19 protein-coding genes and 1 pseudogene are annotated in these 23019 nt (G+C 67.8%); 8 read left to right on the top strand and 12 right to left on the bottom strand.

The genetic code is table 11. The features are described 5' to 3' along the window. The first annotated feature begins 7 nt into the window (after positions 1–7). The 7 genes and pseudogenes from ACYCUK_RS03140 to ACYCUK_RS03110 all read left to right on the top strand — a co-directional run bounded on the left by ACYCUK_RS03140 (position 8) and on the right by ACYCUK_RS03110 (position 6941). A complete protein-coding gene (locus ACYCUK_RS03140; protein ID WP_461593379.1) occupies positions 8–937 on the top strand; it encodes an ABC transporter permease subunit in 930 nt (309 codons plus the stop codon). Beyond that, complete coding sequence (locus tag ACYCUK_RS03135) at positions 934–1818, top strand: ABC transporter permease (RefSeq protein ID WP_461593378.1); 885 nt, start codon at positions 934–936, stop codon at positions 1816–1818. Before ACYCUK_RS03140 ends, ACYCUK_RS03135 begins: the two co-directional genes overlap by 4 nt. A 34-nt stretch (positions 1819–1852) precedes the next feature. Then, the gene (locus ACYCUK_RS03130) at positions 1853–3238 is read left to right on the top strand and encodes a DUF3138 family protein (protein WP_461593377.1); all 1386 of its coding nucleotides are present in this window, start codon (positions 1853–1855) and stop codon (positions 3236–3238) included. A 53-nt stretch (positions 3239–3291) separates the two neighbouring features. Next, entirely contained in the window at positions 3292–3666 is a 375-nt protein-coding gene (locus tag ACYCUK_RS03125) for a cupin domain-containing protein (protein WP_461593376.1), read from the top strand. 121 nt (positions 3667–3787) lie between these two features. Next, complete coding sequence (locus ACYCUK_RS03120; protein WP_461593375.1) at positions 3788–5305, top strand: aldehyde dehydrogenase; 1518 nt, start codon at positions 3788–3790, stop codon at positions 5303–5305. A gap of 105 nt (positions 5306–5410) precedes the next feature. Continuing rightward, a pseudogene (gabT, locus tag ACYCUK_RS03115) lies at positions 5411–6700 on the top strand (4-aminobutyrate--2-oxoglutarate transaminase). Between the two features lie 16 nt (positions 6701–6716). After that, complete coding sequence (locus ACYCUK_RS03110; RefSeq protein WP_461593374.1) at positions 6717–6941, top strand: hypothetical protein; 225 nt, start codon at positions 6717–6719, stop codon at positions 6939–6941. On the opposite strand, the gene ACYCUK_RS03105 is transcribed toward ACYCUK_RS03110, so the two are convergent. After that, positions 6891–8879 carry a cation:proton antiporter domain-containing protein gene (locus ACYCUK_RS03105; protein WP_461593416.1) on the bottom strand — a complete coding sequence of 663 codons (1989 nt, stop codon included), beginning with the start codon at positions 8877–8879 and terminating at the stop codon, positions 6891–6893. The genes ACYCUK_RS03110 and ACYCUK_RS03105 overlap by 51 nt on opposite strands. Positions 8880–9260: 381 nt before the next feature. After that, the gene (locus tag ACYCUK_RS03100) at positions 9261–10184 is read right to left on the bottom strand and encodes a LysR family transcriptional regulator (protein ID WP_461593373.1); all 924 of its coding nucleotides are present in this window, start codon (positions 10182–10184) and stop codon (positions 9261–9263) included. A 129-nt stretch (positions 10185–10313) separates the two neighbouring features. On the opposite strand from ACYCUK_RS03100, the gene hmgA reads away from it, so the two are divergent. Continuing rightward, positions 10314–11654 carry a homogentisate 1,2-dioxygenase gene (gene hmgA / locus ACYCUK_RS03095; protein WP_461593372.1) on the top strand — a complete coding sequence of 447 codons (1341 nt, stop codon included), beginning with the start codon at positions 10314–10316 and terminating at the stop codon, positions 11652–11654. 335 nt (positions 11655–11989) lie between these two features. Here the strand turns inward: hmgA and ACYCUK_RS03090 are convergent, their stop codons facing one another. The 10 genes from ACYCUK_RS03090 to ACYCUK_RS03045 form a co-directional block, all read right to left on the bottom strand. After that, the gene (locus ACYCUK_RS03090) at positions 11990–13690 is read right to left on the bottom strand and encodes an Ig-like domain-containing domain (RefSeq protein WP_461593371.1); all 1701 of its coding nucleotides are present in this window, start codon (positions 13688–13690) and stop codon (positions 11990–11992) included. A 190-nt stretch (positions 13691–13880) separates the two neighbouring features. Continuing rightward, the gene (locus ACYCUK_RS03085) at positions 13881–15245 is read right to left on the bottom strand and encodes an MFS transporter (RefSeq protein WP_461593370.1); all 1365 of its coding nucleotides are present in this window, start codon (positions 15243–15245) and stop codon (positions 13881–13883) included. Positions 15246–15486: 241 nt separating this feature from the next. Next, a complete protein-coding gene (locus tag ACYCUK_RS03080; protein ID WP_461593369.1) occupies positions 15487–16131 on the bottom strand; it encodes a TlpA family protein disulfide reductase in 645 nt (214 codons plus the stop codon). A 255-nt stretch (positions 16132–16386) separates the two neighbouring features. Beyond that, positions 16387–18966, bottom strand: a complete 2580-nt coding sequence (locus ACYCUK_RS03075) for a penicillin-binding protein 1A (protein WP_461593368.1) — start codon at positions 18964–18966, stop codon at positions 16387–16389. 268 nt (positions 18967–19234) lie between these two features. After that, entirely contained in the window at positions 19235–19753 is a 519-nt protein-coding gene (locus ACYCUK_RS03070; RefSeq protein WP_112488119.1) for a hypothetical protein, read from the bottom strand. Positions 19754–19933: 180 nt separating this feature from the next. Beyond that, the gene (locus ACYCUK_RS03065) at positions 19934–20410 is read right to left on the bottom strand and encodes a hypothetical protein (protein ID WP_461593367.1); all 477 of its coding nucleotides are present in this window, start codon (positions 20408–20410) and stop codon (positions 19934–19936) included. A 266-nt stretch (positions 20411–20676) separates the two neighbouring features. After that, positions 20677–21321, bottom strand: a complete 645-nt coding sequence (locus ACYCUK_RS03060; RefSeq protein ID WP_461593366.1) for a hypothetical protein — start codon at positions 21319–21321, stop codon at positions 20677–20679. A gap of 434 nt (positions 21322–21755) precedes the next feature. Then, on the bottom strand, positions 21756–22121 hold the full coding sequence (gene vapC, locus ACYCUK_RS03055) for a type II toxin-antitoxin system VapC family toxin (RefSeq protein ID WP_461593365.1): 366 nt from the start codon (positions 22119–22121) through the stop codon (positions 21756–21758). Further along, positions 22118–22312: a type II toxin-antitoxin system VapB family antitoxin gene (locus tag ACYCUK_RS03050; protein ID WP_461593364.1), complete on the bottom strand. Its 195-nt coding sequence runs from the start codon at positions 22310–22312 to the stop codon at positions 22118–22120. The genes vapC and ACYCUK_RS03050 overlap by 4 nt, the downstream gene beginning before the upstream one ends. A gap of 89 nt (positions 22313–22401) precedes the next feature. Continuing rightward, the gene (locus tag ACYCUK_RS03045) at positions 22402–22965 is read right to left on the bottom strand and encodes a cupredoxin domain-containing protein (protein WP_461593363.1); all 564 of its coding nucleotides are present in this window, start codon (positions 22963–22965) and stop codon (positions 22402–22404) included. Between the last annotated feature and the right edge of the window lie 54 nt (positions 22966–23019).

The following is a 23019-nucleotide window of genomic DNA, read 5'->3' as shown; positions in this document are numbered from 1 at the left end:
CGTCCTCATGGCAGACCTCGCTCCCCCGGCGGTTGGCAAACGCCCCGCAAAGATCTTCAACTGGGGCCGGCTCGCCGTCATCGGCTCGCCGCAGCTCTGGCTCATTGCTTTCCTGCTCGCGCCCTTTTTCGTCCTGCTCAAGATCAGCCTGTCGGAAAGCAACGCCCTGGGCATCGGCTTCGATCCCATCATTTCCTACGTCAACGACAGCCTGCAGTTCAAGCTGCGCTTCGGCGCCTACCTCGCACTGGTGCGCGACAACCTCTACATCCTCACCTACCTCTCGTCGCTCTGGTATGCCTTCCTCACCACGGTGCTGTGCCTGGTGATCGGCTACCCGTTCTCCTACTTCCTGGCGCGCTCCAACCCCAATGTGCGTTCGGCGCTGCTGATGCTGGTGATGCTGCCGTTCTGGACCTCCTTCCTCATCCGCATCTACGCCTGGAAAAACCTGCTCGACGTCAACGGCCTGATCAACCAGTTCCTCATGTGGGCCGGCATCATCCACACGCCGCTGCGCATGATGTTCACCGAGTTCTCCTTCATGATCGGCATGGTCTACGGCTACATCCCGTTCATGATCCTGCCGCTCTACGCCACGCTGGTCAAGCTCGACACCCGCATGATCGAGGCCGCCGCCGACCTCGGCGCCACACCGCTCAAGACCTTCTGGCTGGTGACCATTCCGCTGTCGCGCTCGGGCATCATCGCCGGCTCGCTGCTGGTGTTCATTCCGGCGGTGGGCGAGTACGTCATTCCTGAACTGCTGGCTGGCCCGTCCACGCTCAACATCGGCCGGGTGATGTGGAACGAGTTCTTCCTCAACCTCGACTGGCAGCGCGCCTCGGCCGTGGCCATCGTCATGATCATCCTCATCCTCGGGCCCATCGCGGTGTTCAACAAATACCAGACCAAGGCATTGGAGGCCGCGCGATGAAACGGTCCTCGGCTTTGCCCACGGTCTGGATGATCCTGGTTTATTTCTTTCTCTACCTGCCCATCGTGGTGCTGGTGATCTATTCCTTCAACGCCTCGAAGATGGTCACCCTCTGGGGCGGCTGGACGGTGGAGTGGTATGGCGCCGTGCTGCACGACCACCAGCTCATCTCCGCGCTCACCCTCTCGCTCAAGGTGGCGCTGTCCACCGCCACCGCTTCGGTGGTGCTGGGCACGCTGGCGGCTTTCGCGCTCACGCGCTACCGGCGCTTCAAGGGCAAGAGCCTGCTCAATTTCATGATCAACATCCCGCTGGTCATGCCCACGGTGGTCATTGCGCTGGCGCTGCTGCTGTTTTTCGTCACCGTGCAAAAAACCATCGGCTTCCCGCAAAAAGGCTTTCTCACCATTTTCATCGGCCACACCGTCATGGCCATTTCCTACGCCACCGTGGTGGTGCAGTCACGCCTGAAGGAAATGGACCGGTCCATCGAAGAGGCCGCGATGGACCTCGGCGCGCGCCCCTTCCAGGTGTTCATGCTGGTGACGCTGCCGTCCATCTCTCAGGCCTTGGTGTCGGCCTGGCTGCTGGCGTTCTCGCTGTCCATCGACGAGGTGGTGATCTCCGCCTTCCTCTCCGGCCCCGGCGCCACCACCCTGCCCGTGGTCATCTTCTCGCGCGCCCGCCTGGGGCTGAACCCCACCATCAACGTCGTCGGTGCCATCACCGTGTATCTGGTGGTCATCGCCGTGGCCATCAGCAGCGTGCTCATCGCCCGCCGCGAGCGCCGGCGCGCGCTGGAAAGCGCCGCCGCCTACCGCCAGGAAATCGAGTTCCATCCCGGGGTTCATGCGGGAGATACCGGAATCGTGCTTTCGTAGTCCGTTCACAACCCACACTCTAGGGAGAGTCAACATGAAGCAGCCGTTCAAGTTATCGGTTCTGGCATTGAGCCTCGGCCTCATGCCTGCCATCGCCATGGCCGACACCAATGCCGACATCCTCAAGGAGCTGCAAGCCTTGCAGGCCAAGGTGCAGCAACTCGAAGCCCAGGTGAAAACCCAGCAGGCGCAAATCAACGACAACCAAAAGGCCACGACCGAGGCGACCCAGGTCGCCAACCATGCGGACGTGCAAATCAGCGGCATCAAACAGGCATCCGAGGGCTCCGGCCTGAAGGGCTTGAAGATCACCGGCATGATCGCCCCGGCCTACGTCTACAACCAGGATCAGCAGGCCAGCTCCTTCGTGTTCCTCAACCGTTCCAACGGTTCGGCAGCTGGCCCCACGCTGTACAACTACGACAACTCGTATTTTGGCGGCGCCTACATTCAGTTCCTCAAGGAAACAGACGGCGGCACCAAATGGAACCTGACGCTGGCGCCTGACCGCGGCGCCGGCAGCGTGTTCAACGGCAGTTCCATCGTGCACGAGGCTTCGGTGTCCATGCCGCTGAACGGCGACAAAAACACACGCCTGATCGCCGGCCAGATTCCCGACTGGGAAGGCTACGAATCCACCTGGGACAACCAGACCAAGGCCATCACCCACAACCTGTTGTTCGACTTCACCGAAGTCGTGGCCTACACCGGCGCCGGCATGGACGTGACGCGCGGCAACTGGGAATGGAAGGCGATGCTGGCGAATGTCAATTCCGCGCGCTACTACTACAACGGCAACGGCGGTCGCGCCCCCGCCGCAGTGTTCCGTGCCGATTACAGCGTGCCCGGCTACGACAACGCCGACATCGGCTTCTGGGGCTTGGTGGGTAAGTTGCCGAATGCTGCATTAGCCGCTGCCAACCCCGCTGGCGACACCAACTCCAGCACGGCCATGTTCGAGGTCGATGGTTACGTGACCAAGGGCAACTGGGGCTATTACGGCCAGATCGGCTACGGCCAGCAAAGCCAAGCGGCCTATAACGGCGGTACCGCACGCTGGTATGGCTTGTCGGGCATGGGCACCTACAACTTCACGCCGCGCACCCTGGGTTTCGCACGCTTTGATTACTTGAACGATTCAAGGAATGGCGGTGGTTTGGTGGGCGGATTCAACGGGCCTGACGGCATCAACGGCTTCGGGCCTGATCCGGCATGCGTGGCCAGCGGTTCCACGACCTGCACAGGCGCCAACCGCTACGCCTTGTCCCTGGGCATGAACTACCTCTACACCCAGTCGACAACCTTGAAGCTCGAATACCGCTACGACCGTTCCAGCCTTCCAACTTTCCTCAACGTCTCCAGCGGCAGCTACAAGAACAACAACAACCTGCTCGCCGCCTCGGTGGTGGTGAGCTTCTGATGGTCCACGCGGGGGCGGGCGCAGCCTGCCACCGCTTCACCGCATGCAACCGCATGAACCACCCCGTCGCCTTCAACTCCGCCGGGGCGCAGCCCGAGGCCATTTCCCCGGCGCCTGAACGCGTGCTGCGCGACGATCCCCAACAAATCGCCTGGAACCACGACACCGACGCCACCGGCCAATTCAGCGCGGGCGTGCGGCAGGGCGAGCCTGGTGCCTGGCGGGTGCGTTACGACGCGCATGAAGAAGAATTCTGTGTCTTGCTCGAAGGCCGCATGACCCTCACGGCCGATGACGGCACGGCCCGGCAGTTCAGCGCTGGAGATGCTTTCGTCGTCCCTGGTGGCTTCACCGGCGTCTGGGAAAACCACAGCCGCGTGCGCAAGCATGACGCCATCATGGCGCTGGCCGTACCCGCTGCCGGCTGATGCGGCTGCGGCGTATGCTGAGGCCGCCTGCCAGCCTCGGCCAGGGCAGGGTTTGCATCCTGCACGGTTGGCGCAACGCATTCCCAACAGCACAACACACCACAACACCCAGGAGATTCGCATGAACGCCCCCAACCCCCGTGGACTCTGGCATGGCCGCGCTGCCGACTTGCTCGCGCGCGGCATCGACGGCCGCATGGTGATCGACGGCCACCGCTACCACGCCACCGACGGCCAGCTGTTCGACTGCATCTCCCCGCTCGACGGCAAGGTCATCGCCCGCGTCGCCCGCGGCAAGGCGGCCGACGTGGCCCGCGCCGTGACCTCGGCCCGCGCCGCCTTCAACGACCGCCGCTGGGCGGGCCAGGCGCCGGCGCAGCGCAAGAAGGTGATGCTGGCTTTCGCCGAGCAACTGCGCCGCGCGCGCGAGGAACTCGCCCTGCTCGAAACCCTGGACATGGGCAAGCCGATCAAGAACAGCCTGTCCACCGACGTACCCGGCGCCGCCCGCTGCATCCAGTGGTTCGGCGAAGCGGTGGACAAGATCTACGACGAAATCGCCCCCACCGGCGACAACGCGCTGGCCCTGGTCACGCGCCAGGCCATCGGCGTGGTCGGCGCCATCGTGCCCTGGAACTACCCGATGCTGATGGCCTCGTGGAAGCTGGGCCCGGCACTGGCCGCAGGCAACAGCGTGGTGCTCAAGCCCAGCGAAAAATCGCCGCTCACCGCGCTGCGCCTGGCCGAACTCGCGCTCGAAGCCGGGCTGCCCGAAGGCGTGTTCAACGTCGTTCCCGGCTTCGGCCACGAGGCCGGCGAGGCGCTGGCGCTGCACCTGGACGTGGACGCCATCGCCTTCACCGGCTCCACCCGCACCGGCCGGCGCATGCTCGACTATGCCAGCCGCAGCAACCTGAAGCGCGTGTACAACGAACTCGGCGGCAAGTCGGCCAACATCGTGTTCGCCGACTTCGACGACCTCGACCGCGCCGCCGCCACCGCCGCCGGCAGCATGTTCTACAACCAGGGCGAATCGTGCAACGCACCCTCGCGCTTGCTGGTGCAGGACACCATCGCCGACGCCTTCGTCGAAAAGCTCAAGGCGCTGGCCACTCAATACGCCCCCGCCGACCCGCTCGACCCCGGCACCGTGCTCGGCGCGCTGGTGGATGAAACCCAGACGCAGACGGTGATGGGCTACATCCAGGCCGGGCTGGACGAGGGCGCCCAGTGCGTCACCGGCGGTCGCCGCGCGCTCGAAGCTACGGGCGGCCAGTTCGTCGCCCCCACGGTGTTCGACGGCGTACGCAACGACATGAAAATCGCGCAGGAAGAAATTTTCGGCCCGGTGCTGGCGGTGATCCGCTTCAAGACCGAGGCGGAGGCGATCGCCATCGCCAACGACAGCGCCTACGGCCTGCATGCGGGCGTGTGGTCGCGCAGTCTCGACCGCGCGGTGCGCGTGTCGCGTGCGCTGCAAGCCGGCACGGTGCACGTGAATCAGTACGACGAAGACGACATCACCGTGCCTTTCGGCGGCGTCAAGCAGTCGGGCAACGGCCGCGACAAATCGCTCCACGCCTTCGACAAATACACCGAACTCAAGACCACCTGGATGCGCATCGACAGCGCGAATTGAAACAACCCCACTCCCCACCCCAGCCCTCCCCACCAGTGGGGAGGGGGCAACTCATCCCCCATAGTGTGGGGGAGGTTGGGAGGGGGAGTCGCTAGGAGCCCCACCATGAACCATTCCCGCAACGAACAACTGCAAGCCCGCCGCGCCGCTGCCACGCCGCGCGGTGTCGGCGTGATGGCCAGTTTCTACGCCGACCGCGCCGAGGGCGCCGAGTTGTGGGACGTCGAAGGCCGCCGCTACATCGACTTCGCCGGCGGCATCGCCGTGATGAACGTCGGCCACCGCCATCCCAAGATCGTCGCCGCGCTGCAGGAGCAATTGAATCGCTTCACCCACACCTGCTACCAGGTCGTGCCGTATGAAAGCTATGTGAGTCTGGCCGAAAAGCTCAACGCGTTGACGCCCGGCAGCCACGCGAAAAAAACCGCGCTGTTCTCCACCGGCGCCTAGGCGGTGGAGAACGCCATCAAGATCGCCCGCGCCTACACCAAGCGCCCGGGGGTGATCGCCTTTGGCGGCGCCTTCCACGGCCGCAGCCTGTTCGCCGTCTCGCTCACCGGCAAGGTGCAGCCCTACAAGGCCGGCTTCGGCCCCTTCCCGCCCGAGATTTATCACGCGCCGTTTCCCTGCCATTGCGCCTCGCTGGACGAGACCAGGAAGGCCGTGGAGCATCTGTTCAAGGCCGACATCGAATCCTCCCGCGTGGCGGCCATCATTTTCGAGCCGGTGCAGGGCGAGGGCGGCTTCAATATGATTCAGACCGAAGCCGTGAAATGGCTGCGCAAGCTCTGCGATGAGCATGGCATCGTGCTCATCGCCGACGAGGTGCAGACCGGGTTCGGGCGCACCGGCAAGATGTTCGCGATGGAGCATTTCTTCGAGCAGACCGGCGTGCTTCCCGACCTGATGACCATCGCCAAATCACTGGCTTCGGGCATGCCGCTGTCGGCGGTGACGGGCCGTGCCGAGATCATGGACGCACCCGCACCCGGCGGCCTGGGCGGCACCTATGCGGGCAATCCGCTGGCCATCGCCGCAGCGCACGCCGTGATCGAGGTGATGGAGCAGGAACAACTTCCCGCACGCGGCCAGAAGCTCGGCGACCAGCTCCAGGCGCGATTGACCAGTCTGCGCGGGCAGGTGCCACGGATCAGCGATGTGCGCGGACTGGGCGCGATGGTGGCGGTGGAGTTTGCCGATCCGAAAACCGGCGCACCCGACGCCGACATGACCAAGCGGGTGCAAGCCGCGGCGCTGGAGCGCGGGCTCATCCTGCTGAGCTGCGGTGTGAACGGCAATGTGCTGCGCTTCCTGTTCCCGCTGACCATTCCCGACGCCCTGTTCGCTGAAGCGCTGGACGTGCTGCAAGCCGCGCTGCTGGACGCGGGTCGCTGACAAACGCGCGACGGCGATGGAGGCGTGGCAACTCTCCGGGCAACGCAGCGCACAAGGCGCGAACACCCTGCCGGCGCAGTTCACCGACCTGCGGGGCGTGGCCAAGGGCAAGCCGCTGCCGCTGCATGAGCTCGGCAACGTGTCGCGCCGCGGGGCTGGTTCTGCCGGGTCGCCACGCAGGCCAATCGGCTCAATCGCCCCCCAGCAGGGCATCCTCGGCCAGGGCCAGGGCTTCGGGTGAGCCCGAGAGCACGATGGTGTCGCCGGCGGCCAGCACCAGTTCGGGCTCGGCTTGCAGCACATGGCCATCGGCGCGGTGCACCTGCGCCACATGGGCGCCGTGGAGGTTGAGCGTGGCCAGGCTGGAGCCCACGGCCAGCGCCCCGGCGGGCAGGGTGAGGGGCTGCAGCCGCGCCTGCTCGCGCTGCTCCACCGTGCTGCCGGGGTCGTCGATGCCGTGGAAATAATCGCGCAGCAGGCCGTAGCGTTCGGCCCGCGCCGCGCGCAGCCGGGTGAGCACGCGCGGCAGCGGCACGCCGACCACGGCCATGGTCTGCGAGGCCAGCATCAGCGCGCCTTCCAGCACCTCGGGCACGACCTCGGTGGCGCCGGCGGCGCGCAGCTCGTCCAGGCCCGAGTCGTCGCGCGTGCGCACGATCACCGGCACCTGCGGCGCATGGGCGCGCACCAGTTGCAGCACGCGCAGCGCCGAGCGCTTGTCCACATAGGTGATGGCCACGGCGCTGGCGCGCGTGAGGCCGGCCACCTGCAGGCTGGCCAGGCGCGCGGCGTCGCCGAAGACCACGTTGCGCCCGGTGGCGCGGGTCTTGGCGACGCGGTCGGGGTCGAGGTCGAGCGCGACATAGGGAATGGCTTCCTCCTGCAGCAACTGCGCCAGGTTCTGGCCGCAGCGCCCGTAGCCGCAGATGACGACGTGGCGCTGGGTCTTGATGGTCTTGCGGGCGATGTCGGTGAGCTGCAGCGAAGCCAGCATCCATTCATTCGCCACCAGCTTGAGCACGATGGCGTCGATGTGCTGCGCCAGAAACGGCGCAGCCAGCATCGACAACACCGCCGCCGCCAGCACCGGACTCAGCAACTGCGGTGGCAGCAGACGATGCGCTGCCGCCAGATTCAGCAGCACGATGCCGAACTCGCCGGCCGGCGCCAACCACAGCGCGGTGCGCAGCGACAGCCCCGGCGGGGTGGCGCGCCGCTGCTCCACCGCGAACACCACGGCCGTCTTGGCCAGCAGCGGCAGCAGCGCCAGCAGCAGCACCACCCACCATTGCGCCAGGACGAGGCGCCAGTCCAGCAGCATGCCGATGGTGATGAAGAACAGCCCGAGCAGCACGTCGCGGAACGGGCGGATGTCGGCCTCCACCTGATGGCGGAATTCGGTTTCGGCAATCAGCATGCCGGCGAGAAAAGCCCCCAGCGCCAGCGACAGCCCGGCCAGTTGCGTCAGCCAGGCCAGCCCCAGCGTGATGAGCAGCAGGTTGAGCATGAACAGCTCGTCCGACTTGCGCCGCACCACCAGCTTGAGCCAGGGCCGCAGCAGGCGCCCGCCGGCCAGCAGAATCACGCCCAGCGCCACCGCTGCCTTCAGCGCCGCCCAGCCCAGGGTCATGGGCAGATGGCTGCCGGGCGTGGCCAGCGCCGGAATGATCACCAGCAGCGGCACCACCGCCAGATCCTGGAACAGCAGCACCCCCATGATGTGCCGCCCATGCTCGGACTCCAGCTCCAGCCGGTCCGCCAGCAATTTCACGACGATGGCGGTGGACGACATCGCCATGGCCCCGCCCAGCACCACGCCATAGCTCAGCGGCCGCTCCCACCAGCCCGGCGCCAGCCAACCCAGCAACACGCTGCCGGCCACCACCAGGGCGATGGTGGCGCCCACCTGCGCCGCGCCCAGGCCGAACACCAGGCTGCGCATGGCTTGAATCTTCGCCAGGCTGAACTCCAGGCCGATGGAAAACATCAGGAACACCACGCCGAATCCGGCCAGGTGCTGCACCGTCGCCGGGTCACCCGCCAGCGCCAGCGCGTTCGGCCCGATGACCACCCCCACCGCCAGATAACCCAGCATGGCCGGAAGCTGGAAATAGCGGAACAGCGCCACGCCGAGCACGGCGGCGACCAGGTAGAGCAGGGTGATTTCGAGACCGGTCATGCGCTGGGTGGAGATCGCGCCCACACCGCTTGTGGATGGGGCGCTCATGGGTGCCGCGTGGCAACGCCGCACCATGCGGCGCCCGTCATACACGGTCACACGAGCATAAGGCATGCCTGCTTGGGCGCCGCTGCGGTCTGCGAGCCTTCGGGGCGTGTCGAGGCGCCGCTCACCTCCCCCACAGGGCGGGGGAGGTGAGAGCGGCGCTGCGCGAACTTGAGGGATGCCCCCCAGCCTCCCCAACGACGTGGGGATGAGCCGGCCCCTCCCCATGCGTGTGGAGGGTTGGGAGCGGTTCGGACGGCGACGGATTGGGGAAACATCCATGGCTTTTGGCGCGTGGCAGGGCAGATGCGCGGCTTTGCCAGGGCCGCTCCCCGTTCACCCCGCCTCGGCGAACAGGCTCACCAGTTGCCGCCGCAGCCAGATGTTGGCGGCGTCGCCCTGCACGCGGCGGTGCCAGAACACATGCGTGGTCAGGCGCGGCAGGCGGAGCGGCGGTGTGAGCATCACCAGCCCGAAGGGCGCGGCGGCGCGTTCGGCCAGTTTGCGCGGCACCGTCACGAGCAAATCGGCCTGGCTGACGATGTACGGCACGGCGACGAAATGCGGCACGCTGTAGTGGGCGAAGTTGCGCACCCCGGCGCGGGTCAGTGCCTGCGCGATCTGGCCGTAGGGGCTGGCCGGGTTGTCCACCAGCAGGTGGCGCGCCGCCTTGAACGCTGCCAGCGGAATGCGGCCGCCGCTGAGTTCGCGCGCCAGCGGGTGCTGGCGCCGCAGCAGGGTGACGTAAGGCTGGCTGAACAGGCGCCGCTGCAGCAGGCCGGGGGCCATGTCCTCGAAGGCGCCGATGGCCAGGTCGATACGCCCGGCCGCCATCGCCTCGGCCAGGTTTTGCCCCCCGGCGCGCACGCTGCCAATGGCCAGCGCCGGGGCCACGCGGGCGCAATGCTCCAGCAGCGCAGGCATGAAATAGACCTCGCCCACGTCCGTCAGCGCCAGGGTGAAGCGCTGGCTGCTGCTGGCCGCGTCGAAGCGGGTGGGCTGGTTGACGGCCGCAGCCAGGCGCTGCAGCGCCTCGTCCAGCGGCGCGGCCAGCAGCAAAGCCAGCGGCGTGGCCTGCATGCCGCGCGGACCACGCACGAACAGGTCGTCGTCGAACTGCCGCCGCAGCCGCGCCAGCGCATTGCTGGTGGCCGGTTGCGACAGGCGCAGTGCGCGGGCCGCGGCCGAGACGCTGCCTTGCTGCAGGATTTCGCGCAGCACCAGCAGCAGGTTGAGGTCAAGATCGCGCAGTTGTCGCATGGCGGCTGTCCATTCATGGCGTGAATGGGCATTATTGATCCGATCGACAACGGAAATATCTAGGATGGTCGAGGTAACGTGCGGTGCCAGCCTTGCCACGCGCCAAGCCCGCCCATCCCGGAGATCAGCATGCCAGTCCCATCCGCCGCGCAAGACGCCACGCATGTCGCCACCAACCCCGCCGCCGACCTCTGCGGCTTCGGCAACCACTTCGCCACCGAGGCCGAGCCCGGCGCGCTGCCGCTGGGGCACAACTCGCCGCAGCGCGCGCCGCTGGGTCTGTATGCCGAACAGCTCTCGGGAACGGCCTTCACCGCGCCGCGCGCGGCCAACCGCCGCAGCTGGCTCTACCGCATTCGCCCCGCCGCCGTGCATGGCGACTTCACCTTGCTGCCGCCCACGCTGTTCACCCATGCCTTCGGCGCAGCGCCAACCCCGCCGACGCAGTCGCGCTGGGACGCCTTGCCGCTGCCCTCGCAGCCCACCGACTTCATCGACGGCCTCGTCACCTACGCCGGCAACGGCGGCCCGGATGCGCAGAGCGGCGTCGGCATCCACCTCTACGCCGCCAATGCCGACATGCACGGCCGGTTTTTCTACGACGCCGATGGCGAGTTGCTGATCGTGCCGCAACAAGGACGGCTGCGCATCGACACCGAACTCGGGCGGCTGGACATCGGGCCGCAGCAGATCGCGCTCATTCCGCGCGGCGTGCGCTTTCGCGTGGCCCTGTCCGACGGCGTGGCGCGCGGCTATGTCGCCGAGAATTTCGGCGCTTTCCTGCGCCTGCCCGAACTCGGCCCCATCGGCGCCAACGGCCTGGCCAATCCGCGCGACTTCATCACCCCGCATGCCGCGTACGAGGATGTCGACGGCGCGTTCGAACTCGTCGCCAAATTCCAGGGCCGCTTGTGGCGCGCGCCCATCGACCACTCACCGCTGGACGTGGTGGCCTGGCATGGCAACGACGCCCCCTGCCAGTACGACCTGCGGCGCTTCAACACCATCGGCTCGATCAGCTACGACCACCCCGACCCGAGCATCTTCACCGTGCTCACCTCCCCCAGCGACACGCCGGGCACGGCCAATCTGGATTTCGTCATCTTCCCGCCGCGCTGGCTGGTGGCCGAGAACACCTTTCGCCCGCCCTGGTTCCACCGCAACGTCGCCAGCGAATTCATGGGGCTGATCCATGGCGTGTACGACGCCAAGGCCGAAGGCTTCGTCCCCGGCGGCGCCTCGCTGCACAACTGCATGAGCGCCCACGGCCCCGACGCCGAAACCTTCACCCGCGCCAGCGCCGCCGACACCACCCAGCCGCACAAGGTGGCCGACACCATGGCCTTCATGTTCGAAACCCGCCAGGTCATCCACCCCACCCCCTGGGCGCTGCAAACCCCGTTGTTGCAGCGCGGCTATGCCCAATGCTGGCAGGGCTTGCGCAAGCAGTTCAAGGCGGGTGGGGCGTGATTCGGGTCGCCTTGGAGGCGGTAACGGGAGGCAAGGCGATGGCGCCTCGTTCGGCCTGTTTTGCCACCGAGCAACGCGGCGATGCATGGGGCGCGATCGGGGCTTGCATGGCGGCAGGCAGCGGCGTAGAGTCGAACCAGACTCACCACAAGAAGGAGGCGCCATTGCCCATGACCGAGGGAGTTCTCTGATCCAGCCACACGCTGCGGCGTGAAACCGCTCCCGCCCATGGGAGCAGAGCCGTCAGGCACCGTTCAGACCTTGCGTCCGTCGGTGCCTGATTTTTTGGTGGGCCGCCTCGAATGCGCGAGCGTCCCCTTCGTTGCCTTGGGAACTCAAGGCAATTGGCTCGCCATCACCACCGTGCGCCAGCCGTTGTACTGCTGCCAGGCGGCGGTGACGCTGCCGGCGGTGTCCACCGCCAGGGCGGGGAAGCTGGCTTCCACCGTGGTGCGCGCGTCCGACAACAGGGTTGCGGCGCTCCAGCGTGCGGCGCTCGGGTCGTAGCGCGCAGCCTGCACCTGCATGCCGCGCGGGCCGTCCTGGTACCAGGCGGCGGTGACGTTGCCGGCGCTGTCGGCCACCAGCACCGGGTTGCCGGCGCTGGCCTGTTTCGGGTCGTCCAACTGCACCGGCGTGCTCCAGCGGCGCGTGGCGGCGTCGAAACGGCTGGCGAGGATGGCGTAGCGCGCCTGCGCCGGGGCGGCGACATCGGCCTGCTCCCACGCCAGGGTGATGTTGCCGGCGGCGTCGCTCACCAGCGCCGGGGCCAGGGCGGCGCCGCGGAAAGCGGGGCTTTGCATGAGCGTGACTGGCGAAGCGGTGAGCGGCGCGTTGCGCTGCCCGGCGGCGAGCTGGCGCACGGCGATGCGCCGGAGCGCGCCGCTGCCCTGCACCCAGGCGACCGTCGCCCCGCCTTGCGGGTTGCCGATCAGCGCGGGGTTTTGCGCCCGCACGCCGGCGGGGCCGATGCGCCATGGCCGCGTCCACGGGTTGCTGCCCGTGGCGCCATGCGCTGCATCGTCCGGCAACTGCGCCACCATCACCGCCTCATGCCCGCGCGCACCCTGTTGCCACGCGGCGATGAAGCCGCCGTCCGCGCTCGCCGCCACGACCGGGTTGTAGGCATTGGCGCCGCTGTGGTCCAGCGCCATGGCGGGCTGCCAATGCCCGGCCGAGACCCTGAAACCGCTGGCGAAAATGCCGGTGTGGTGGCCGTCGGGCTGTTGCCACACCACGGCCACATCTCCCGCGGCATTCGCCGCCAGTTGCGGGTTGGTGGCGTTGCCCGACAACGCCGGATCGTCGAGCCGAACCGGGGGCGACCCATCGCCGTCGGCGGCCAGGCGGCGGGCCTGGATGGTGTTGTGTCCCTGCAGGGCCTGGAACCACACGGCGGTGACCTCGCCGCGCGCATCGGCCACCAGCGCCGGAATGTTGGCGGCGCCAGCCCCGGGGCCGCGCAGGTCGATGGCGACAGGCGCGCTCCAGAACTCGGTTGCTGGCGCGAAGCGGCTGAGCTCGATGGCGTTGCGCACGCCGTCGTTCTGGAACCAGGCGGCCACCATGGCGCCCCTCGCGCCGCTCGCAAGCTGCACGCCGCTGGCCGGGCGGTCCGCCAGGCGGGCGGTGCGGGCATCGTCGATTTCCGTGGGCGGTGTCCAGTCGCTGCAGGCCGTGGTGAAGCTGCTGCGCACGGGCGTGACGGGCAGGGCGCCGGGCGTGTGCGCGGCGCTGAAGTCCAGCGTGTAGCGGGTGCAACCGGCCAGTGGCGCGGCCGGCTCGAAGGTCGCGGTGTCGCCGCTGACTTTCAGCAGCCCCGTGACGAGCGTGCCAATCGGTGTGCGCAACTGCAAGCGCCCCGGTGTGAGCGCCGCTGCAGCTTGCGCCGAGGCCAGACGCACGCCGGGCTGCACGACGCGATCGACCTGGCTGGCGCCGTCGGCCGGCATGCATTGCACGGCTTGCGTGCCCGCCAACGTCAGGGGGGCGACGCCGCAGGCGAGAAGAGCGACGACAAGACGAAACTTGCACATGGTGGGGCGGGCTCGGTGGGAACGGGTGACGACGGTGGCCCGTTTGTAGCATTGGCCTGCGAGGCCTGCGCAGCCTGGAGCGAGATCGCGAGAAATCGCATGGGCAATGATGGGCCGCCTGGCGCGCCGGTCTTGCACGGTCAGGCGGAAGGCATGTGGCCTCAGGACACCTGCGCGGCCCTGCAGACGCTCAGGTGCCAGGCTTTTCCATGTCGCCAAAGAACCGCTGGTAGGCGACGAGGTAGGCCAGTTGAAACCCCGCCGCCACAATGAACGGCGCGGTCAACCAGCCCTGGTGCAGCATCAGGCCGGCGATGGCCGGGCCGATGGCGCGCGGCACCTGGATGGAGACGTTGTTCACCGTTGCCGCCAGGCCTTGGCGGTGCTGGCGCGTCAGCCCCATGGTCAGCGCCTGGCGCACTCCCAGCGTGCCTTGGTTGAAGGCGGCGCGCACTGCCCAGAACCCGGCCGCCAGGACAAACACCGGCATGAAGGGCGTGAGCACCATGAGCAGCAGCCCCGCCCCGCGCATGCCCACGACCGTGCGCACCACGCCATAGCGCGGCACGAAGCGCTGGGCGAGTTGCGCGCCGACGGCGGCGAGGACGAAACTCGCCGCCAGCGCCGGGCCGATGGTGGCCGGGCCGTGGTCGAAGCGGCGCAGGAACCAGTAGGCCATCAGCGGCGCCACCAGGCCGATGCCCAGGCCGTTGAGCGAATTGGCCAGCCCCAGGCGCCAGAGCATGCGGTTCTCTTCGGCGTGGGTGGCGGAGTGCCCGCGGCCCTGCGCTTTCTCCCCATGGGCCGCGGGCGTGTCCAGCGTGGCACTGTGGCCGCCGCCCTCCACGGCCTGGAACTCGGTGTCGGCATCCGGCATGGCCGTGGCCGATGCGGACAGCGGCGGTTTGGTCCGCGCCCGCTTCACATCCGGCGCGCGCCAGATCAGCGCCAGGCCGATGGCCGAGCCCATCAGGGGCAGCACGAACAGCGGGCGATAGGCCAGCGCACCGGGCAGCAAACCGCCCCACAGCGCGGGCAGCCCGGCGAGCAGTGCGCCCAGCGCCATGCCGAAAAAGCCCAGCGTGGAATTCAGGCTGAACACGCGCGAGCGCTGCGCCGGCGCCAGATCCTGCGCCAGCCAGGCCTGTTCCAGCGGGCCGAAGGGACCGGCCGCGCCGTTGGCGCCACGGCCGAAGCCGCCGAGCACCGCGCCCAAGGTCAGCACCCAGGTGGCGCTGCTGGCCAGCGCCAACAGCGCGCTCAGGATGAGCACGCCCTCGTACGCCAGCAGGAACTGTTTGCGCCCGAGCCGGTCGCTGGCCGGGCCGATCAGCAGGGTCAGCGCCACGCCGAGCAAGAGCCCGGCCGACAGCACCGCGCCGATGGCCGCCGCGCTCCAGTTCAGCGCGTGCAGGTAGAGGGAGAAGCCCACCACCAGCGCGCCCTGGCCGACGCTGCGGCCAAAGCGCGCCCCCATGACGAGCTTGACCGCCGCCGGCCAGGCTTCATCCACGCGTCGCGCGGGGCTGGGCAGGCTTTCGGTGGACATGGACATCGCGGTGTGGCGAACAGTGCGGCGGGGCTTGGGTTTGACGCTTCAGGTGGACGTGATGCATGGACGTGGTGAAGGGGGCGTCGGCGAGCGGTCAGCGGACGGATCGGCAGACTCGCTCCGCGCACCTGATCGGCGAACGAGGCCGCATGCGACCTCGCCGGACTGTCTCCGCGCAGGTTGCATCGCGCTGCATCACGGGGACTTGTTCAGCGTCGCCTCAGGGTCGCGTGGCTCGTCGCGCTCAGCGCAGCACCAGGGCCTTGGTGTTGTCGGTTCCCGACGCCGGAACCAGCGCAGCCAGGGTTGGCAGGGTGTGGGCCAATGCGGCGGTTTTGGCCGGAGCCGGCGCGGCCATGTAGCGCTTGATCTGGGCGATGACCGCCGGCTTGTCCCAGTCTTCCGGGCCGAGGGTGCGGGCCACTTCGCGGCCCTGCTTGTCGATCAGGATGGTGGTGGGTGTGCCGAGAATGTCGAGCATGTCCAGCGCGTGGCTGGTGGGGTCAACGTAGATGGGCAGATGGTCGATGAAGTTGTCCTGGTAGAAACTTTTCACGGTGAAGATGCCGCCTTTGTCGATCGACAGCGGCACCACTTCGAAGTTCTTGCCGCCCAGCACGGATTGCAGCTTGTTCAGCGTGGGCATTTCATGCACGCAGGGCGGGCACCAGGTGGCCCAGATATTGAGCAGCACCACCTTGCCCTTGAAGTCCGCCAGGGTCATGGGCTTGCCTTGGGCGTTCTCGAACGTGACCTTGGCCAGCGGCAGCGGCTTGCCCGTGGGGTAGGGGGTGAAGGTGAAGCCGGCCGCAAAAGCCGGCGCCATGGGGACCAGGCAGGCCAGCAACAGGACCGCAGCCGGCCGGGCGTGACGCAGGAAACGCAACATGAACGATCTCCGAATGATGGGTGCAAGTTGTGGGAAGAGCAGGGCAGATCGCGCCGAACTGGCCAATCTTAGGCAGGCCGGGCGGCAATGGTTGTAAGCAAAATCCCGCCCGCACGAGTCATGCGGATTGGAGCCGCCGGCCGGGGCTGAAAGTTCCCCTGGGCTTGACTGCCGCAGGCCAGCGGCCCAAGGCACGCAGGAGGCCGTACGGCGCACCCCACCCGACCCGACCCGACCCGATGGGCGCGGCCCGGCTTACTTGCCGAGCCCCGGCAGCACGATGAAGGGGGCGTTGTTCTGCTGCGGAACCGGCTGGGCTTTGGCGGCGGGTCTGGCGCTCGGCGTCGGGGTGCCGCTGGTGATCGGCTCGCCGAAGCCGGAGGTGAGCCGGCCGCCAGCCGTACCCACCGCGGCAGCGGCCGACGCGCCCGGGGCGGCGCCCAGCAACTGCGCCGGCACCGCGGCCGGGTCCAGCGGCGGGTATTGCTGCAGGAAATAGGCCTCTTTGGCGTTGGGCACGGCGAAGCGGCCCACCGAGGCGAAGCCGGTGGCCGGGCTCACCGGGATCTGCACCACGTCAGGCGGCGCGGCCCAGGGGATGTCGGGGTCGCCCTGCAGCGCGGTGCGCATGTATTGCATCCAGATCGGCAGCGCCACGCTGGCGCCCTGCTCGCCGCGGCCCAGGCTGCGCGGCTGGTTGTAGCCCACCCAGGTGATGGTCACGCGGTTGTGGTTGTAGCCGTCGAACCAGGCGTCGAAAAAGTGCGAGGTGGTGCCGGTCTTGCCGGCCAGATCGGTACGGCCCAGCGCCTGCGCCGCGGCGCCGGTGCCGTAGTGAATCACGTCCTGCATCATGCGCGTCATCAGGTAGGCGTTGCCGGGGCTGATGATGCGTGGCGCATCGGGCTGGCCGAGCACCGTTTTCGGCGCGGTGAACAGCACATTGCCGCGCGCGTCCACCACGGTGCTGATGAGCGTGGGCTGCACCAGATAGCCGCCGCTGGCGAACACGCCGTAGGCGCGTGCCATCTGCAGCGGCGTGAAGCTGCCGGCGCCCAGCACCATGGTGGGGTAGGGCGGAATCTGGTCGAGCGGCAGGCCGAACTGCGAGGCATGGTCGCGCGCATACGGCACGCCCACGGCCAGCACCACGCGCACGGCGCAGACGTTGTCGGAATGCGCCAGCGCGGCAGCGGCCGGCATGGGTCCGGCGAAGTGGTTCTCGTAGTTGTGCGGCTGCCACAGCGGCTGGCCGGCGCCGGGGTTGATGGAGATGGGCGCGTCGTCGATGATGGTGGACGGCGCCAGCCCCTCGGCCACCGCGGCCGAGTAGATGAAGGGTTTGAAGCTGGAACCGGGCTGGCGGTAGGCCTGGTTCACATGGTCGAACTTCTCGTGGTTGAAGTCGAAGCCGCCCACCCAGGCCTGCACCGCGCCGGTCTGTGGCTGCAGCGACACCAGGGCCGATTGCGCCAGCGGCAGTTGCGCAATTTCCCAGCCGCCCTTGGGCAGTTTGAGCAGGCGCACCACGCTGCCCACCACCACGCGCTTGGCGGCCGGCGCCTTGCCGTACAGGCCGGGGTGGCAGAACGTCAGGCCGTCGCCGGTAATGGTTTCCTGCTGGCCGTCGCGCCGCACCACCACCACGGTCTTGGGGCTCACCTGCAACACCACGGCGGCTTTCAGCCCGCCGACGTCGTGCGCGTTCTTCAGCGCGGCCACGGCGGCTTGGGTGGCGGCGTGCTCGCCGTCTGGCAGGTCGATGTGGCGCTCCGGACCGCGCCAGCCTTGGCGCCGGTCGTAGGCCAGCAGGCCGGCGCGCACCGCGGCGTTGGCGGCGGTCTGGTCCTTGTCCAACAGCGTGGTGGTGACCTTGTAGCCGTCGGTGTAAGCGGCTTCGCCGAAGCGCGCCACCATGATTTGGCGCACCGCCTCGGCTGCGTAATCGGCGTCCACGCTGTAGTGCAGCACGCCCTGGCCGGCGAGCACGTTCAGCGGCGCGGCGATGGCGTCGTCGTACTGCTGCTTGCTGATGTCGCCCAGCGCCAGCATGCGCCCGAGCACGTAATGCTGGCGCCATACGGCCAGCTTCATGCTGTTCTGCGGGTTGTAGGCCGAGGGCGCTTGCGGCAACCCGGCCAGCACCGCCATCTGCGCCAGGCTCAACTCGGTGAGCGGCTTGCCGTAGTACACCTGCGCAGCGGCGGCGAAGCCATAAGCGCGCTGGCCCAGATACACCTGGTTGAGGTAGCGGTCGAGAATCTGATCCTTGCTCAGCGTGTTCTCGATCTTGTAGGCCATCAGCGCTTCGACGAACTTGCGCAGCGGGGTTTTCTCGGGCGAGAGGTAGAAGTCACGCGCCACCTGCATGGTGATGGTGGACGCGCCCTGCACCGCGCCACCGGCGCCGAAGTCGGCCAGCGCGGCGCGGATGACGCCGGTGAAGTCCACCGCGCCATGCTCGAAAAAGCGCGAGTCCTCGGCCGCCAGCACCGCCTGCTTGAGCTGCTTGGGCACCTGGTCGTAGGCAATGACGGCGCGGCGCTGCACGCCGAATTCGCCGATCAGCGTGCCCTGCGCGGTGTACACCCGCAGCGGCAGGTCGGGGCGATAGTCGGTGACTTTGTTCAGGTCGGGCAGGCGCGGCCACAGCATCACCACACCCACCGTCAGCAGCAGCGCGCCGGCCAGGCCCAGCAGCGCCAGCCCGAGGATGATGGACGCCCAGCGCGGCAGGCCGCGGCGCGCGGGCTTGCGGGAACGCGGCTGGGGTTTGCGGGGCGGGGAGGCGGGCGAGGGCGCCGGTTTGTCCGGCTGGAAGGTGGGTTCAGTCATTGCAGCGCGGGATGATAATCGCCGAAAGCCGCATTTTTGGGCGCTTGGCTGGCTGAAATGTGAGGGGATGTTTCGGCATCGGAGGCGCCCAATGCCATGGCAGAGGCGACGCGCCATCGAGCCATGCCCTGCGTCCGCTGTTCCACGCATCGGGGCCATGCGGTCCCGGAGGCGCGAGTCCTCCGGGAATCGGGCAGCGGCCAATCAGGGTCACCAACCAGAATCGGTATCCCCAGGTTGAGTATCCCGATTGCGCTGGCGGGCGGGTTTATGGCTGCGCTGGACGGTAGGCGGGTTGCGGCGGCGCATAGCCCGGCGCGGGGGGCGCGTAGCTGGGCGGCGGCACATAGCGCGGCGCCGCATAACCCGGCACCTGCGCACCGCGCGAGTACATGCACTGCTGGTAGGCGATGTTGTAGGCGCGTTGCGCCCCGCCCTGGGTGTCGCTGTAGGTGCCGGCACCGCCGGCGCTGCCGGCCAGCAGCCCGAGGCCCGCGCCCACGCCGGCGCCCTGGCTGTTGCCGCCGATCAGGGCGCCCGCTGCAGCGCCCAGCACAGCGCCGGTGGCGCCCGAGACCAGACCCGAATTGCTCGCGGACTGGCTGTAGCCGGCGATGCGCTGCGCCGCGAAGTTGCGGCAGGAGGCATCGATGGCCTGGAACTGCTCGAACGGCATGCCTGGCGCCGGCATCACGGCGATGGTCGGACCCAAGGGCGCGGAGGCGCACCCGGCGAGCAACAAGGCCGAGGCCACGGCACCCAGGCCGAGGAAGGGAAGTTTGCGCATGGTGTTCATCCTGCGAGTCGAAAGGGTAGTAGAGAAATCAGAGGTGGGAACGAAGGGGAGAAGCAGCAGTTCGGGGAAGCAGACAAAACCGGATTGTCGGAAATTGTTCAGTGCCTTGCTGAAGGGCGGCTGAAGCCGAGGGGCATGCGCGCGCCGGGGCTTTGCATATCGCCGCCCCAGTCAGCGCTTGGCCGGTGGGGCCGTGGGCGCCGGAGGCGCTGGCTGCGCCAGGACCTGCGCCCAGCCTGCCGGGCAGGTGGCGATTTGCGGGTAGTACCCGGCCGGGTTGCTGCAGTAATACCAGTAGGAGGGCGGAGCCGGGCCCAGGGGCAGGTTCTGCACCTGGATGCGTTGCGGCGGCGCCTGCACCACCAAGGGCGGCGCATAGACCCAGGCATTCCAGCCCGGGCCCCAATCGTCGCCCCAGCCACCATCCCAACCGTCACCCCAATCACCGCCGCCCCAGTCGCCGCCGTCCCAGTCGGCATACATCGGCGTGCCCACGCTGGTGCTCCAGTACATACGCCCCTGCGCCTGCGCGGCCGGAGCCAGGATCAGCGACAGGGTCAAAGCCAGAGCCAACGCCGCCAGCAAGCCGAACACGCCGCCAGCCACGCGCCCGATGCGATGTAAAAAAAAGGAGTCGTCCATCATCATGCACCTCTCACAATTCGACTGTAGCGATCCAGTCCAGTTCCTGCCGACACCCCGGAAAAAAACGGCCAGGTACGCGGGGGAACGTGCCTGGCCTCAAGCTCGGTTTGCCACGAGGAGAGGTTTCGGGCAGGGCCAATCTAGCTCCGGTTTTTGTCCCGTCGATGTGCGCAGTTTGAAGATCTGTTTCTGTTGCGCCCAGAGCGCTCCGGCCACGAGCGTCCTGCCTGGAGCCATGCGCCGGATTGGCAGCGCGCAGTGCCTGGTTTTCAGTGACCTGGGCCACCCTGGCCAGGTCCACCCTGGCCGTGATCCGGACCACGGCCATCGCCGTTGCCGCGGCCATGGTCTTGTTGGTGGTCCTGCCCATGACCCTGCCCAGGGCCACCTTGTTGAGGCCCATGCTCCGGGCCGCGTCCAGGGCCATAGCCTTGCGGCGGCCCGTGTGGTCGCTGTTGCGTGTCGCCGGCCGCGCGGAAATGGCGCCAATGCGGGTCGCGGCCATACTGGCGCGCCTGCTCCTGGTAGCGGCCCCAGTCGCGGTCGTGGAAGCGGCGCAGTTGCGGTGGCGGGCCGGGCAGGCGGTACCACGGCCCGCCGTAATGCGGCCCGCGGTACCAGCCGCCGCCATAGTTGTAGTAATACACCCCGCCGAGGTAGAAGATGGGCTGCTGCACTCCCAGGGCGACATACGCCCCGAGCGCCGGCACCCACACCATCGACGGCGGCGCCACGACCACCGGAGGCGGGTAGCCAGGTTGCACATAAATCGGCTGTGGGGCATACACCGGCGGCGGCGTGCCGATGCTGAACTGAATGCTCACCGGCGGCCCCTCCGCATGCGCCAGGGCGCCTGCGCCCAGCAGGCCCAGCGCTGCCAGTGTGCGCAAGGTGGGGGTGGATCGAGTATTCATGGTGGTGCCTTCATGAGAAAACGCACGGTCGCCCGAAGACTTCTCAGAACTCGGGGCCTCTGCAAATTGGCGGCCGGAGGCGCGCCCAGGATCAATCATGCCAGCCCGTTCGCCGGTCTGGGTTGGTCCCCCGCCGCGCCAGCTTGTTGGTTGCTGTTTGTCGGGCCGAAGCCCGAACGGCGCCGTTTACACATGTTGGCCCAGTCCTGTTGCTGCATTGTGTCCGGTCATCCGTGTCGGGCGGAGGCAAGCTGTCCTTCATCAGCCACCCATGAACATGACCCGCATCGACCAGCGTCTGCGCCTGGGTGGGTAGCGCGAAAGTGTGGTGAGTGGTCAACGAGGACCACATGGTCCAACCCATCAGAGATCAAGAGCTTCCGGCGAGTTTGAGCATCAGCTTTCCTTAAACACAGACCGCAGCCCAAGATGCGTCACGAATGGATCAAAGGCCCGGTCGCAATGCAGCAGCGTGTGGCCGCTTTCAAAATGCAGCGCGTGGCGATCACGGTGTCGATGGTTTTACGCACGGTGATGCCCAGGGCGCGCAGGGCCCGGTGGTTCTTGGCGGCTTGAATCGCAAGGTCTTGGCCGCCGAGTTCAGCAACAACCAGGGACGTGAGCCATTTCTCGGTCTTGTTGACGTCTTGGTCGCGGCGGAAGCCTTGCAGGACTTCGGTCAGGATCAAGTCGCCCACGGCCGAGGGTTGATTGCCGAGCAGGCTGTCGAGCTTGTCGGTTTGCGGGGTTGCGGAGCCACGGAAGTCGTCGATCCAGACGCTGGAATCGACCAGGATCACTTGTCGGACCTCATGGCATCGAGGTCGCCTTCCCAGGTCAGTTTGCCGCGGAAACAGCGGATTTCTTCTTGCTGGCGAAGCCGAAGCACCGTGCGCAAACCGAGTTCCACGGCCTCGCGCTTCGTCTTCAGGCCGGTCGCTCGCAGCGTGTCCTTCATCAGCTTGTCGTCAATCACGATCTTGGTCCGCATCGTGTGTGCTCCGAGTGAGTTAGGTACACGTTCTAGCCCTGGTCAAGCGCTGCGGCGGGCGGGACCAATCGTGTCCCGCCGTTCAAACCTCACCCCCCAAAATACCCTGGCAGAATCTTCTCGTGCGTCGTTGCCGGATTGTCGGCCAGCAGGTGCGGGTCGGTGGTGACGATGATCAGGCCGGCCATCGGGTCGCCGAAGCCGTGGACGGTGGGGCGCTTTTTCGGCATGGTGCGGCCGCCCGGTTCCTTCATCAGTTCGGCGTGAACGGAGCAGTAATAGAACTTCAATCCCGGCTGGCGGAAGGCTATTGCGTAGGTGCTCACCTTGTGCCCCGGCCCGGGCGTGCCTTCCACAGCGCCGTCGAAGCGGGGGCTGGGTTTGCCGGTGAGCGGGTTGTAGCCGACGATGGCGTGCGCGCCGGTGTCCTGGTCAACGAACACCACGTCTTGCCCGGGGCGCACTGCCACCACGTTTTCCAGGAACATATTGGCGCCGTTCATGTGGATATAGATCGGCGCGGGCTTGTGGGCCGGTGCCGTGGCCGCCTGGCTGAGCGGGGCGAACAGGGCGCAGGCGAGCAGCGCGGCAACGGCCGGCAGCGGGCGTCCAGCGGCGCGCAGGGCGCGGGATGCGAGGGTGGCATTGGTCATGGCAATATCCTTGGCGACGGGATCGAAGGGGAAGGACGGCAGCGCCCATCGCGG

This window comes from Thiomonas sp., from assembly GCF_054608695.1.
Note: the sequence above shows the minus strand (reverse complement) of the source record. Positions and strands in the feature narration are given on the sequence as shown.

Excerpts from the sequence above, each read along its gene's own strand:
- ACYCUK_RS03110 (WP_461593374.1), top strand. The coding sequence starts at position 6,717 with ATGGAGGCGTGGCAACTCTCCGGGCAACGCAGCGCACAAGGCGCGAAC.
- ACYCUK_RS03065 (WP_461593367.1), bottom strand. The coding sequence starts at position 20,410 with ATGATGATGGACGACTCCTTTTTTTTACATCGCATCGGGCGCGTGGCT.
- ACYCUK_RS03130 (WP_461593377.1), top strand. The coding sequence starts at position 1,853 with ATGAAGCAGCCGTTCAAGTTATCGGTTCTGGCATTGAGCCTCGGCCTC.
- ACYCUK_RS03080 (WP_461593369.1), bottom strand. The coding sequence starts at position 16,131 with ATGTTGCGTTTCCTGCGTCACGCCCGGCCGGCTGCGGTCCTGTTGCTG.
- ACYCUK_RS03050 (WP_461593364.1), bottom strand. The coding sequence starts at position 22,312 with ATGCGGACCAAGATCGTGATTGACGACAAGCTGATGAAGGACACGCTG.
- ACYCUK_RS03140 (WP_461593379.1), top strand. The coding sequence starts at position 8 with ATGGCAGACCTCGCTCCCCCGGCGGTTGGCAAACGCCCCGCAAAGATC.
- ACYCUK_RS03075 (WP_461593368.1), bottom strand. The coding sequence starts at position 18,966 with ATGACTGAACCCACCTTCCAGCCGGACAAACCGGCGCCCTCGCCCGCC.
- ACYCUK_RS03120 (WP_461593375.1), top strand. The coding sequence starts at position 3,788 with ATGAACGCCCCCAACCCCCGTGGACTCTGGCATGGCCGCGCTGCCGAC.
- ACYCUK_RS03090 (WP_461593371.1), bottom strand. The coding sequence starts at position 13,690 with ATGTGCAAGTTTCGTCTTGTCGTCGCTCTTCTCGCCTGCGGCGTCGCC.
- ACYCUK_RS03105 (WP_461593416.1), bottom strand. The coding sequence starts at position 8,879 with ATGACCGGTCTCGAAATCACCCTGCTCTACCTGGTCGCCGCCGTGCTC.
- ACYCUK_RS03100 (WP_461593373.1), bottom strand. The coding sequence starts at position 10,184 with ATGCGACAACTGCGCGATCTTGACCTCAACCTGCTGCTGGTGCTGCGC.
- ACYCUK_RS03070 (WP_112488119.1), bottom strand. The coding sequence starts at position 19,753 with ATGCGCAAACTTCCCTTCCTCGGCCTGGGTGCCGTGGCCTCGGCCTTG.
- ACYCUK_RS03135 (WP_461593378.1), top strand. The coding sequence starts at position 934 with ATGAAACGGTCCTCGGCTTTGCCCACGGTCTGGATGATCCTGGTTTAT.
- ACYCUK_RS03085 (WP_461593370.1), bottom strand. The coding sequence starts at position 15,245 with ATGTCCATGTCCACCGAAAGCCTGCCCAGCCCCGCGCGACGCGTGGAT.
- hmgA (WP_461593372.1), top strand. The coding sequence starts at position 10,314 with ATGCCAGTCCCATCCGCCGCGCAAGACGCCACGCATGTCGCCACCAAC.
- ACYCUK_RS03125 (WP_461593376.1), top strand. The coding sequence starts at position 3,292 with ATGAACCACCCCGTCGCCTTCAACTCCGCCGGGGCGCAGCCCGAGGCC.
- ACYCUK_RS03045 (WP_461593363.1), bottom strand. The coding sequence starts at position 22,965 with ATGACCAATGCCACCCTCGCATCCCGCGCCCTGCGCGCCGCTGGACGC.
- ACYCUK_RS03060 (WP_461593366.1), bottom strand. The coding sequence starts at position 21,321 with ATGAATACTCGATCCACCCCCACCTTGCGCACACTGGCAGCGCTGGGC.